The organism is Micromonospora sp. SCSIO 07396, assembly GCF_053667945.1.
Window position 1 is genome coordinate 5,775,584 of the sequence record NZ_CM132210.1, and the last position, 12,048, is coordinate 5,787,631.

The window sequence follows — 12,048 nt, forward strand, 5'->3', positions numbered from 1 at the left end:
TCGGCATCGATGCCGACCGCTGGGTGACCCGGTCGGGCTGCCACACCGTGCTCGTCGTGACCCACACCCTCGCGAGCTGCCACCGGTTGCTCGACGTCATCGGGTACGTCGAGAGCGACCCCCGGGTGCAGGTGGTCTTCACCATCGCCCCGGACGTCTTCAACCACCGGGTGGAACAACTCCTCGACGGGCTCGGCGCACTCGTCCTGCCCTGGCAGCAGGCCGTTCGGGAACGCTTCGATCTCGGCCTCGCCGCCGCCCACGGCGGACTGCATGAACTCCACGCGCCCCTGCTACTGCTCGCCCACGGAGCCGGACGCAGCAAGCGGGTCCGCTCCGGCCCGAGCGCCGTACCGGCACCCGCCGACCACCCCGTCTACGGTCTCGACGCGCAACGGCTCACCCATGACGGGCGGGTGCTCCCGGCGGCTCTCGCCCTCTCCCACGAATACGAGGTGGAGGTGCTGCGACGGCAGTGCCCGGACGCGCTCGCAACGGCAGTGGTCGTCGGCGACCCCTGCGTCGACCGGCTCGTCGCCAGCCTGCCCCGCCGCCCGGACTACCGACGGGCCATGGGGCTGGGCGAACACCAGGAACTCGTGGTGGTCGCCTCCACCTGGGGCCCGGAGGGTAGCTTCGGACGTTGGCCCGAACTGCTACCGCAGGTGATGGCACAGCTCCCGGCCGAGCGCTACCGGGTCGCCGCGCTGCTACACCCGGCAATCTGGGCCGCTCACGGGCACCGCCAGATCCGCGCCTGGCTCCGGAACTGCCTCGACGCCGGGCTGCTGCTGCCCGAGCCGACCGAGGACTGGCGGGCCCCGGTGGTCGCCGCCGACCACGTCATCGGTGACCACGGCTCCGTCACCGCCTACGCCGCCGCCGTCGGACGTCCGACCCTGGTGCTCCCCGCCCCGGAACCGGCACCCGCCCCCGGTACGCCGCAACACCTGCTCGCCCTGCACGCGCCCCGGCTGGACCTGCACCGGCCCCTGCTGCCCCAGTTCGCTCTCACCGGCCGGATCGACCCGGCAGCGGTGCTGGGCGCGTTGACCGCCCGCCCGGGCGACGCCGCGGAGCTGCTGCGGCGCACCATGTACCGCCTGCTCCAGCTCACCGAGCCCGACCGGCCCCCACGGACCGACCCGGTCCCGGTGCCCCGCCCCGATCACCGGGACACCGACCCGAACGGATGACCCGTCGTCCCGGCACCGCCGGCCGCCCCACACGCGGGTCGCTCAGCGACCCGGCGTCGGGCCCCCGGGCAGGTCGGGCAGGTGGGTACGCGGTGGACGCCACTCCAGCAGCAGCGCCGTAGCGTCGTCGTCGAGCTGCCCCTCCTGGTAGGCCACCACCGCGCGCACCAGCCGGCGCATCGTCTCCGGGGTGGCCAACCGGTCGTTGAGTGCCCGGTTGACGAAGTCGACGAGCCGCGTCAACCCGAACCGTTCCCCGTCGACGCCGCGCGCGTCGGTGATGCCGTCGGTGTAGGCGAGGATGCGGTCCCCGGGGTGCAGCTCCTCCTCGTACACCCCGGGGCGCTGGGTCGCCAGGTGGCCCAGGCCGAGCGGGAGCGCGGTCGGGCCCGGCAGTTCCCGGATCGCCTTGCCGTCGCGCAACAGCAGGGCGCCCGGGTGGCCGGCGTTGATCATCCGGAGCCGGCCGGTGCTCGGCTCCAGCTCGACGAGGAGCGCGGTGGCGAACAGGTGCGGGTGCTCGGAGCGTATCCATTTGTCGATGCTGAGGGCCGTGTCGACCAGGTCGAGGCCGCAGCGGCGGGCGTTGCGGTAGGCGCTGACCGCGAGTGAGGCCAGGGTGCTCGCCTTGATGCCGTGCCCGCAGGTGTCGAAGAGCCCGACGCTGAGCACGTCGCCGTTGAGCGCGTAGTCGAAGACGTCGCCGCCGACGTCGTAGCACGGTTCGAGGATGGTGGTGAGCACCATGTCGTCGGTGGCGAAGGTCAGCGGCGGCAGCAGCCCCCAGAGGATCTCGGCGGCGACCTGCATGGGCAGCCGCCGTCGCAGCCGTTCGACCACGTCACCGTACGGCCGGCGGTTCACCACCAGCTGACCGACGCAGGTCGCCAGCTCCCGGGCGGGCCCGTCCAGGGCGCGGTCACCGGCGGCCGGCGAGACGATCTCCAGGACGCCCATCCGCTCGCACCCGACCAGCAGCGGCACCCAGATCCGGTCCGGATTGTCGGCTGCCCGTTGCACGTCGAGACCGGTGAACGCCCTGCCCGCGAGGGTCGTCTCGATCGACAGGCTCTCCCGGACCGGCCCGACGCCGAGCAGTGGCACCAGGCTCGCCTGCTGGTAGTCCGCCAGGTAGATCACGATCTCGGTGGCGTCCACGGCCGGCGCGACCCGGTTCACCAGTAGCGGCAGGTCGTCCGGCCCGCCCCGGGGTGCGGCGAGCTGGAGCCAACGCACCGCGTCACCCGCGTCGAACAACCTGAGCCTCCCCCACGTCTCCCCCACCGTAGGAGGCCGACGGCAAACAGCCAACACCCGACTCGGCGAGCGTGGCGGGCAGGGAGAATGACGGTGGCGGACATCTCCGTCCGCGCGAACGAAGGAGGCAGCGGCGTGGTCGTCGCGGGACTCGTCCTGGCCGGCATCGCCGGCCTCATCCACGCCTACATCTTCTACCTGGAGTCGGTGGTCTGGACCAGCGCCCGCGCCCGCGCGGTCTTCGGCACCAGCCGGGAGGAGGCGGAGGTGACCCGGCAGCTCGCCTTCAACCAGGGCTTCTACAACCTGTTCCTGGCCGTCGCGATCGTCGTCGGCATCGTCGCGTACGCCGTGGGCGCACACGCCGTCGGCGCGACGCTGGTCTTCGTCGGCGCCGGGTCGATGGTCGCCGCCGGTCTGGTGCTCCTGGTCTCGTCACCGTCGAAGGCGAGCGCCGCGCTCAAGCAGCTCGTCCCCCCGCTGCTCGCCGTCGTCGCCCTGGCGATCGGCCTCAGCCTCGGCTGAGCTGGCGGGCCACGACCCGGCGCGGACGCCCGGTCGGACCGTGCCGGTCAGGGGCGGTAGCGGTAGCCCATGCCGGGTTCGGTGATGAGGTGCCGGGGGCGGGCGGGGTCGTCTTCGAGCTTGCGTCGCAGCTGGGCCAGGTACTGCCGCAGGTAGTTGGTCTCCTGCTGGTATTCCGGGCCCCACACGTCGTGCAGGAGCTGCCGCTGGCTGATCAGTTTGCCGGGGTGGCGCAGCAGTCGTTCGAGCACGGCCCACTGGGTGGGGGTCAGCCGGGTGTCGGTGCCGTCGTCGCTGGTGACGGTGTGGGTGGCGAGGTTGACGGTGTGTCGTCCCACCCGCGCCGTGGCGGTGGCGTCGGCAGGTGCGGCGGTGAGGCGGCGGGTGACGGCGCGGATGCGGGCGAGCAGTTCGTCGACCCCGAACGGTTTGGTGACGTAGTCGTCGGCGCCGGCGTCGAGGGCGGCGACTTTGTCGGCGCTGCCGGCTCGCCCGGACAGCACGATGATCGGCACGGTGGTCCAGCCGCGTAGGCCCCGGATGACGTCCACACCGTCGAGGTCGGGCAGGCCGAGGTCGAGCACCACCAGGTCCGGCGGGTGGCCGGCGGCGGCCTTCAGCGCGGCCGTGCCGGTGTCGGCGACCTCGACGTCGTAGCCGCGGGCGCGCAGGTTGATCCGCAGCGCGCGCAGGATCTGTGGTTCGTCGTCGACGACCAGGATGCGGGTCACCGGTCCGGCCTCTCGTCGGCGGCGGGTAGCCGCAGCACCATGGTCAGCCCTCCGCCGGGGGTGGTCTCCGGGGTGATGCTGCCACCCATCGCTTCGGCCAGGCCCCGGGACAGGGCCAGCCCGAGTCCCACCCCGGTCCGGTTGTCCCGGTCGCCGAGCCGCTGGAACGGCAGGAAGACGTGCTCCCACCGGTCCTCGGGGATACCCGGCCCGGTGTCGATGACCCGTAGCTCCACCTGCCCGGCGTGGGCGCTGGCGGTGATCGTGGGCGGCCGGCCGGCCGGGCTGTGCCGCAGGGCGTTCGCCACGACGTTGACCAGCACCCGTTCCAGCAGGCCCGGGTCGGCGTCGACCGCCGGCAGGTCGGCCGGGATGTCGGTGCGCACCCCGGCGGCGGCCGGCCCCAGCTCGTCCAGGGCCAGCGGTACGGCATCCTCCAACCCGACCGCGGTACGGGCGACGCCCAACACGCCGGCCTGCAACCGGCTCATGTCCAGCAGGTTCGCCACCAGCCGACCCAGCCGGTCCAACGACTCGTCGGCGGTGGCCAACAACTCGGCCCGGTCCTCCGGGTCGAACTCGACGTCAGGGCTGCGCAGACTGCTCACCGCCGCCTTCGCCGACGCCAACGGCGTACGCAGGTCATGGCTGACGGCGGCGAGCAACGCGGTGCGCAACCGGTCGGCCTCGGCGAGCGGCCGGGCGGTGGCGGCCTCCTCGGCGAGCCGTTCCTGGCGCAGCGCGACAGCGGCCTGCGCGGCGAACGCCTCCACGATGCGCCGATCCGCGGCTTCCAACCGACGACCGGAGAGCACCACGGTCAACCGCTCGTCGACCGGCACCGTGGTCTCCCCCGCGCCGGGGCTGCCGGCCGGGTCCACCCCGACGCTGGCGACCCGACGCCACACGCCCTCCTCGTGGGCCCGGCCGGGCCGCCCCTGCGCCTCGGGGGCGAGTTCGAGCACGCTGACCGCGCGCAGCCCGAAGGTCTCCCGCAACCGGTCCAACAGCGCCGGCAACGGCCGCTCGCCGCGCAGCACGCTGCCGGCGACCACCGCCAGGGTCTGCGCATCGGCGGCGGCACGGGCCGCCTCCCGGGTACGCCGGGCCGCCACATCCACCACCCCACTCACCGCGACCGCCACCGCCACGAAGACACCCAACGCGAGCAGATTGTCCGCCTCGGCGATGGTCAACGTGCGGTACGGCGGGGTGAAGAACCAGTTCAACAGCAGCGACCCACCGAGCGCAGCGACCAGCGCCGGCCACAGCCCACCGACCAGCGCCACCCCGACCACCCCGGCCAGGAAGATCAGAATGTCGTTGGTCAGGGTGAGGTCCGGCAGCACCGACAGCAGCAGGGTGAGCAGCGGCAGGCCCAGCCCGGCGAGCGCGAAGCCGAGCAGTCGACGCCGCCGGGACAGCGCCGCCGGCACCCCCGGCCCGCGCCGACCCCGACCGGCCTCCGGATGGGTGACCAGGTGTACGTCGATCGCCCCGGAGCGGGCCGTGGTCGTCACGCCGACGCCCCGGGCGAACAGCTGGGCGAACCGGCCGCGCCGGCTCGCCCCGAGCACCAGTTGGGTGGCGTTGACCCCCCGGGCGAAGTCGAGCAGGGCGGCCGGGACGTCCGCGCCGAGCACCTGGTGGTAACTGCCGCCGAGGCTCTCCACCAGGACCCGCTGCCGGGCGAGCTGGGCCGGGTCCGCCCCGGCCAGTCCGTCGTCGCGGGCCACGTGCACGGCGAGCAGGTCGGCACCCTTGCTCCGGGCGGCGATCCGGGCGGCCCGACGGATCAGCGTCTCCCCCTCGGGGCCGCCGGTGAGGGCGACGACGACCCGTTCCCGGGCCTCCCAGGTGTCGGAGATACCCTGCTGGGCCCGGTACCGGTCGAGCTGGTCGTCGACCTTGTCGGCCAGCCAGAGCAGGGCCAGCTCGCGCAGCGCGGTGAGGTTGCCGACCCGGAAGTAGTTACCCAGCGCCGCGTCGATCTTGTCGGGGCCGTAAATATTGCCGTGCGCCATCCGCCGGCGCAGCGCCTCCGGGGTCATGTCGACCAGTTCGACCTGCTCGGCGGCGCGGACCACGGCGTCCGGGACGGTCTCCCGCTGGGTGGTGCCGGTGATCTGCGTGACGACGTCGTTGAGCGACTCCAGGTGCTGCACGTTGACCGTCGACAGCACCGAGATGCCCGCGTCAAGCAGTTCCTGGACGTCCTGCCAGCGTTTCTGGTGCCGGGAGCCGGGCACGTTGGTGTGGGCCAACTCGTCGACCACCACCACCTCGGGCCGGCGTTCAAGGACGGCGTCCAGGTCCAGCTCGGTGAAATCGACGCCCCGGTAGCGCAGCGGGCGGCGGGGCAGCACCTCCAGGTCGCCGATCATCGCGGCGGTCTGCGGCCGGCCGTGCGTCTCCACCAGGCCGACCACCACGTCGGTGCCCCGTTCGGCCCGCCGCCTGGCCTCCTCCAACATCGCGTACGTCTTGCCGACCCCGGGGGCGGCGCCCAGGTAGATGCGCAGTTCACCTCGTAGCACGCGTCCATCCTCCCGCTGTGCGTGCCGCCCCGGGCGCGACCGCCTGATGGAGGTGTCGGCGTCGGGGTCAGCGGGTGGGCAGGCTGCGGTCCAGGACCAGGTTGAGTTCCAGCACGTTCACCGTGGGGACTGCGTCAGCGGCGGATGGCCCGCCGGATCGACTCGGGCACCCGACGCGCCACCGCCCGTCGCAGCCGGAAACGCAGGCTGCCCAGGTACGGCACGGAGACCGGCCGGGCCCCGTCGGTCGCGCAACGGAACGCCACCGGGAGGCTGGCGTCCTCGGTCCAACCGCAGCAGGTGACCCGGACCTTGAGGTCCCAGGTGCCCCTGCTCCGGCCGCCGTTGAGCGCCCCGACGTCGAGGCGGGCGGTGCCCCGCTGGACCAGCCGCAGCATGCCGTCGGCCGCCGGGACCAGCTCGACGGTGCCGGTGACCGGTACGAAGAACTCCTCCCGGGTGTCCCGCCGCCTGGCGATCACGTCGAGCTTGGACTGCTTGATCCGGGCGGTGGCGTCCCGCAGGTCGGCCGGGAGGTCGTCCACCGGCACCACCAGCAGCCGCTGCTCGCCGTCGGCGGTGAGGGTGAGCGGCTGGTCGCCGAAGAACAGCTCGGCGGTGAGCCTGACGGTCAGGGTGGTGGCGTCCCGCTCGACCCGCTGCACGGTGGGCGCGGCCCGTACGGCCGCCTCCCACCCGGCGAGCCGGCGCAGGTCCGGGGTGCGCCCCTGCTCGATGAGCCTGGTGATGATCCGTTGCAGCGGCGGAAGGCCGGCGGCGACGCCCGGGGCGAACCGGTCCCGGATCGTCCGCTGCGCCTCGCCGACCAACTGGTCCACCCAGTCGGCGGGCGCGTCGAGCAGTCGTCGGCCGCGCAACCGGGACACCATCTCGTTGCGCAGCCACCGCCGGTGCAGCCGGTCGCGCAGCGGGCCGGGCTCGGTGTGCTCGTCGACGATGTCGAGCGCCTCGCGCAGGTTGACGAAGTAGCCGGCCGGCTCCAGCGCGGTGGCCGTGACGTTGCCGGCGTCGACCCGCCGCTGGTGGTGGTAGCAGACGTAGTCGGCCAGCACGCAGGTGCGCCGGGACAGGAAATACGCCCGGGTGACGAAGACGTGGTCCTCCAGCCGACGCTTGCCCTCGGGGAACCGCAGGCCGTGCTCGACGAGGAAGGAGCGTCGGAACAGCTTGTGCGCGGTGAGGCTGTCGATCAGGGGAGCGTTCTCCAGGGTGGCGTCGAACCGGTTGCGCCGGAACAGCTCACGCGGCACCGACCGGCGGTGTCCGGCCATCTTGCCGATCACCAGGTCCGCGTCGTGCGCGGTCGCGCAGGCGTACAGGCGTTCGAGGGCCTCCTCGCCGAACCAGTCGTCGTCGTCGGCGAAGAAGACGTACTCGCCCCGGGCGTGCTCGACACCGAGGTTGCGGGGCCGCGACGGCCAGCCGGAGTTGTCGATGTGCAGCACCCGGAAGTGCGGGTGGGCGGCGGCCAGTTCGTCGAGCCGGGCACCGGTCGAGTCGGTCGAGCCGTCGTCGACGAACATCGCCTCGAACTCGCTGGCCGGCAGTGACTGCCGCAGCAGCGAGGTGACGAGCTTCTCGATGTGCGGTCCGGAGTTGTACGCCGGGACCACGACGGTCACCTTGGGGGTATTCGTACTGGCGGTCATGGCTCTTCCTGAGGCGGTCCGCGAGCCGGCGCGGGGATGCGCCCAACCGTGCGGACGGGCACCCGTTAGCGGGGCGTTCCGTCGCCGACATGGCCCGTTCAGTTTGCGGACTTTACGCGACCGCACGGGCTCACGCAGGCCCCGAATCGGATGGTTTCTGCGATTGCCGGCGTGCCGGCGGACCCCCACCCGTCCCGGCCTGGCACACCACCCTGGACAGTGGCCCGAAGCACACCCGACCGGACTGCGCGGGGGCGGGGAACGGGCCGGCGCGCGGGGCCGGTACGACGGGTGGCATGCGACGAATCCCCGACAGCCGGGATGGCATGGTGGGCCGCTACGTAGGGTAAACCGGGATCATGGCACAGCTTCTCACCTCGCCGCCCCCGCCGCAGGCCACCGAATTGCGCCGGTGGGAACTGGCCGATCCCGCCGACCTGCGCGCCCTGCGTGCCTCCCTGCACGAGGCCCTCACCGGTGAGCAGCTCCTCGACGGTCAGCGGATGGAAGAGATTCCCGAGTTGATCGTCCTGGTTGCCACCGAACTCGCCACGAATGCCCTCAAACATGGCATTCCACCGACCATTGTCCGGTTGCTGACGGTCGACGACTCGCTCATCCTCGACGTGGCCGACCACGACCTCAGCACCATCCCCGAGTTGGCCGACACCCGCCCGATGGGGGCCGGGGGCCGGGGCCTCCAGATCGCCATGGCCGTCTCGCTCAAGGTCGGCTGGTACGCCACCGACCGCACCAAGAACATCTGGGCGTCCTTCCCCCGCCGGTGACCGGGCAGCGCGACGGGCGACGCGCGACTGGTCACCTCAACGGGACCGACAATCCGCCTTCACTCCGGCCGGGCAGCGCATCGTCGCCCATCTCGGGTAGGTCAACGCCCGCCCGCAGGCCGGGGTCAGTCGTCGGAGGGGATCGGGTCGTCGTACTCGCCGGCCGGGCCGGTGAGCAGGGCACCGCCCACCATCGGCCAGGCGTTCGGCCGGCAGCCGTGCAGGCCCAGGGTCTGCTGCTGCATCACCGGGGCCGGCCCGCCCGCGGCCGGACACCGTTCGTGCCCCCGGCCCAGCCGGTGCCCCACCTCGTGGTTGAGCACGTACGCCCGGTAGGTGCCGAGGTCGCCCCGGAAGTCGGGCACGCCCCGGGCCCAACGCGCCACGTTGACCACCACCCGGTCGCCGTTGCGGCAGGAGGTGTACCGGTCGGAGGTGTCCCCGCACAACTCGCCCCGGGTGACCGGGGTGGTCAGCATCACGGTGAAGTCGGCCGGGGTGTCGCCGCCGACCCGTTGCAGCCGCCACCTGCCGTCGGCGGTCCAGCCCCGGCGGTCGGCGAGCACCACCGCCACCTCCCGACCGAACCGTTCCGGGTCGACGTCGTCGATGCCACCCTCCACCGCCACCCGGTAGCGCAGGAGCTGCCCGCCGCGCCCGGCCACCGCCCCCTGCGCGGTCGCCGTCCGCCAGGTGCCGGTCCCCCGTTGCGGATAGCGCAGCGCCGGAGCGGGCGCGGCGGCGGAAGGCACGGCGGAGGAGAGCGGGGCGGGAGCCTGCGCCCCGGGGGGCACCGGCGGCACCGCCGCGTTGGCCGACCGCAGCGGTTCCCGCCGTACGTCGCCGACGAGGGCACCCAGGTCGATGCCCTGCCGCTGGGCCACCACCGCGCCACCGGCGGCCAGTCCCGCCACCACCAGCACCACCGTCAGGACGCCGGCCGGGGTCACGCCCCGCCGTCGCCCCCGGTGCCGGCCACGGTCGACGGACTCGCTCACCGTCAGGGTGCTCACCGTTCGCCTCCCGTCCACCCGGATCCACTCCGGGCAGGAGTACGGACCCGGGAGGCGAACGGATGAGTGCCGGGGAGGGGCAATCCGGGTGCGGGTACCGTTGCCGGGCAGACACTCCCGACGATCCGGACACCGTCCGGCCGTCGTCCCCCGAGGAAGGACCCCCGTGCCGGACGCCGACGCCCTGATCACCGCCGCGGTCACGGCGGTGCGCGGCACCGACGTACGCGACGCGGAGCGGAAGCTGGACCGGCTGGTGGTCGGCAGCGCCCCGGCGCGGCCCGGCGACGACGGCGGCCGGGGTGCCGACGACGGGGCCGCCGGGCCGACGGCGGTGGACGCCGCCCTGCTGCGCCGGCTCGTCGCCGCGGTGCACCGGCTGTGGCCACGGGGCTGGCAGCCGGTCGACGTGGCCCGGATCGTGGCCCGCCGGCTCGGCGCGCGCCCCGGGCGGCTGGTCGTCGACGCGCTCGCCGCCGACCGGGCGGCCGAGCCCGGCCCGGTGCCGCAGTGGTGGGACGACCAGTTGGCCGACCTGGACGCCCGGGTCCGCTGGGACGGCGACGCGGGCTGGCTGGGCGGGTGGGCGGTCCGTGAGGGCACGGACCGGATCGCCGCCCTGCGGGACGCCGTCGAGGTGCTGGCGCTGCTGGCCGGGCTGCCGCCGATCGCGGTGCTGCGCCCACCGCCCGGCGGCCACGGTGCCGTGACGGTGACCGGGCCGCGCGGTCCGTCCGGCTCCCGCGTCCTGGACCGGGTACGGGCGCTGCTGGCCAAGGCCGAGTCCACCACCTTCCCCGCCGAGGCGGAGGCGTTCACCGGGAAGGCGCAGGAACTGATCGCCCGGCACAGCCTGGAACGGGCGCTGGTCGAGTCGGCCGCGATCCACCCGGACCATCCCGGCGGGGTGCGGATCGGCACCGACGCCCCCTACGCGGGCGCGAAGGCGCTGCTGGTGCAGGAGGTGGCGACGGCGAACCGGTGCGAGTCGGTCTGGTCCGACGACCTCGGTTTCGCCACCGTGCTCGGCTTCCCGGCCGATCTGGAGGCGGTCGAACTGCTGCATACCTCGCTGCTGGTGCAGGCCACCGCCGCGATGCTGCGCGGCCGGCGGGAACGACGCGGCGGCGGCCGGCGGACCAAGGCGTACGACGAGGCTTTCCTGCACGCCTTCGCGCTGCGCATCGGTGAGCGGCTGCGGGCGGCGACCGAATCGGCGGACCGGCAGGCGGCGCAGGACACCGGGGCGGACCGGCTGCTGCCGGTGCTCGCGGCCCGCTCAGGCGCGGTGCGGGAGCGGATGGACACCCTCTTCCCCGGGGTCACCCGGGCCCGGCTGACCGTCCGGGACGCCGAGGGCTGGCAGTCCGGCACCTCCGCCGCCGACCGGGCCTCGCTCGCCGGTAGCGCGCCGCCGTCCCGCCCGCTGACCGGTCGACGCTGAGCTGTCGCCTGAGCCGTAGCGCCGGCTCAGACGTGGCAGTCGCGGGTGAGCCGGGGCGGGATGTCGACGAAGTCGGTGCCCATCCAGCTCGCCGGGCTCTTGGCCGACGCCCCGGCGTCGATCTTCGTGGCGGTCTCCTCCACCAGCTTCCTGATCCGGTCGTCCCGGGCCTTGCGGGCCTGCGCGCGGACGTCGTCGGCGAGCCGGCTCAGCCGCCCCTTGAGCTTGCCGTTGAGCTGCTCCGGGGTGAGTTCCTCGCGGGTGGCGTCGGCCGAGTCGGCGGTGATCTGCCGGCTGCCGTCGATGATCAGCTGGTCGACGGCGCGGCAGACCTGGGCGGTGTTCGCGGCGGTGCCGGCGGGCGGTCCGGTGCTCTCCGGGGCGGTGGTGGTCGCCGTCTGGGGTGTGGGTTCCCCGGTGGTGGCGGTGGCCGACGGGCCGGGTGCGGCGTCGGTGCCGGTGCCGCCGTCCGAGCAGCCGGCGGCGATGACGGCGAGGACGGCGAGGGTGAGTGCGGTGGTGGAGCGGCGATGCATCGACTTTCCCCGTTCGGTGTGACGGCCGTACCGCGACACGATGCCGCACGACCCGGCGGGAAATCGAATCGGCGGACCCGGACACGCGTCACGCCGGCCCGACGGGGTCGGTCCGGCGTGACGGTGGTGCGGTTCAGCTCTTGAAGGCGTCCTTGACCTTCTCGGCGGCCTGCTTGAGGCTGGACTTGGCCTGGTCGTTGCGGCCCTCGGCCTCAAGGCGCTCGTTGTCGGTCGCCCGGCCGACGCCTTCCTTGATCTTGCCGGCGGTGTTCTCGGTCGTGTTGCCGATCTTGTCGTCGAACCCCATGAGAGCCTCCCGAATAAAGCATTTCTTCCAACGACACCCAGATA

The 12,048-nt window shown here is 73.6% G+C and carries 11 protein-coding genes; 4 read left to right on the forward strand and 7 right to left on the reverse strand.

Features of this window, described 5'->3' with window-relative positions:
- Positions 1-56 precede the first annotated feature (56 nt).
- On the forward strand, positions 57-1,196 hold the full coding sequence (locus tag ACWCHM_RS24895) for a hypothetical protein (RefSeq protein ID WP_454220071.1): 1,140 nt from the start codon (positions 57-59) through the stop codon (positions 1,194-1,196).
- A 42-nt stretch (positions 1,197-1,238) separates the two neighbouring features.
- Here the strand turns inward: ACWCHM_RS24895 and ACWCHM_RS24900 are convergent, their stop codons facing one another.
- Positions 1,239-2,453, reverse strand: a complete 1,215-nt coding sequence (locus tag ACWCHM_RS24900; RefSeq protein WP_239485291.1) for a PP2C family protein-serine/threonine phosphatase — start codon at positions 2,451-2,453, stop codon at positions 1,239-1,241.
- A 93-nt stretch (positions 2,454-2,546) separates the two neighbouring features.
- Here ACWCHM_RS24900 and ACWCHM_RS24905 point away from each other — a divergent pair, with 93 nt between their 5' ends.
- The gene (locus tag ACWCHM_RS24905; protein WP_281900911.1) at positions 2,547-2,978 is read left to right on the forward strand and encodes a DUF1304 domain-containing protein; all 432 of its coding nucleotides are present in this window, start codon (positions 2,547-2,549) and stop codon (positions 2,976-2,978) included.
- Positions 2,979-3,025: 47 nt separating this feature from the next.
- On the opposite strand, the gene ACWCHM_RS24910 is transcribed toward ACWCHM_RS24905, so the two are convergent.
- The 3 genes from ACWCHM_RS24910 to ACWCHM_RS24920 all read right to left on the reverse strand — a co-directional run bounded on the left by ACWCHM_RS24910 (position 3,026) and on the right by ACWCHM_RS24920 (position 7,916).
- Entirely contained in the window at positions 3,026-3,709 is a 684-nt protein-coding gene (locus tag ACWCHM_RS24910; protein ID WP_204958859.1) for a response regulator, read from the reverse strand.
- Positions 3,706-6,246, reverse strand: coding sequence for a DUF4118 domain-containing protein (locus tag ACWCHM_RS24915; RefSeq protein ID WP_454220072.1), 2,541 nt, complete (start codon positions 6,244-6,246; stop codon positions 3,706-3,708). The genes ACWCHM_RS24910 and ACWCHM_RS24915 overlap by 4 nt, the downstream gene beginning before the upstream one ends.
- Before the next feature lie 134 nt (positions 6,247-6,380).
- The gene (locus tag ACWCHM_RS24920; protein WP_454220073.1) at positions 6,381-7,916 is read right to left on the reverse strand and encodes a glycosyltransferase; all 1,536 of its coding nucleotides are present in this window, start codon (positions 7,914-7,916) and stop codon (positions 6,381-6,383) included.
- A gap of 359 nt (positions 7,917-8,275) precedes the next feature.
- Between ACWCHM_RS24920 and ACWCHM_RS24925 the strand changes: the two genes are divergently transcribed.
- Entirely contained in the window at positions 8,276-8,704 is a 429-nt protein-coding gene (locus tag ACWCHM_RS24925; RefSeq protein WP_204958856.1) for an ATP-binding protein, read from the forward strand.
- Positions 8,705-8,829: 125 nt separating this feature from the next.
- Here ACWCHM_RS24925 and ACWCHM_RS24930 read toward each other — a convergent pair whose 3' ends face one another.
- Positions 8,830-9,717, reverse strand: coding sequence for a DUF3152 domain-containing protein (locus tag ACWCHM_RS24930; RefSeq protein ID WP_454220074.1), 888 nt, complete (start codon positions 9,715-9,717; stop codon positions 8,830-8,832).
- A gap of 166 nt (positions 9,718-9,883) precedes the next feature.
- Here ACWCHM_RS24930 and ACWCHM_RS24935 point away from each other — a divergent pair, with 166 nt between their 5' ends.
- Positions 9,884-11,161, forward strand: coding sequence for a DUF2786 domain-containing protein (locus ACWCHM_RS24935; protein ID WP_454220075.1), 1,278 nt, complete (start codon positions 9,884-9,886; stop codon positions 11,159-11,161).
- A 26-nt stretch (positions 11,162-11,187) separates the two neighbouring features.
- Here ACWCHM_RS24935 and ACWCHM_RS24940 read toward each other — a convergent pair whose 3' ends face one another.
- Together ACWCHM_RS24940 and ACWCHM_RS24945 are read right to left on the reverse strand one after the other, a co-directional pair.
- On the reverse strand, positions 11,188-11,697 hold the full coding sequence (locus ACWCHM_RS24940) for a hypothetical protein (protein WP_421489561.1): 510 nt from the start codon (positions 11,695-11,697) through the stop codon (positions 11,188-11,190).
- Between the two features lie 133 nt (positions 11,698-11,830).
- Positions 11,831-12,004, reverse strand: a complete 174-nt coding sequence (locus tag ACWCHM_RS24945; RefSeq protein ID WP_088643694.1) for a CsbD family protein — start codon at positions 12,002-12,004, stop codon at positions 11,831-11,833.
- Between the last annotated feature and the right edge of the window lie 44 nt (positions 12,005-12,048).

What these genes read in the sequence shown, in the direction of transcription:
- ACWCHM_RS24945 (WP_088643694.1), bottom strand. Translation starts at nt 12,004, where the DNA reads ATGGGGTTCGACGACAAGATCGGCAACACGACCGAGAACACCGCCGGC.
- ACWCHM_RS24940 (WP_421489561.1), bottom strand. Translation starts at nt 11,697, where the DNA reads ATGCATCGCCGCTCCACCACCGCACTCACCCTCGCCGTCCTCGCCGTC.
- ACWCHM_RS24925 (WP_204958856.1), top strand. Translation starts at nt 8,276, where the DNA reads ATGGCACAGCTTCTCACCTCGCCGCCCCCGCCGCAGGCCACCGAATTG.
- ACWCHM_RS24920 (WP_454220073.1), bottom strand. Translation starts at nt 7,916, where the DNA reads ATGACCGCCAGTACGAATACCCCCAAGGTGACCGTCGTGGTCCCGGCG.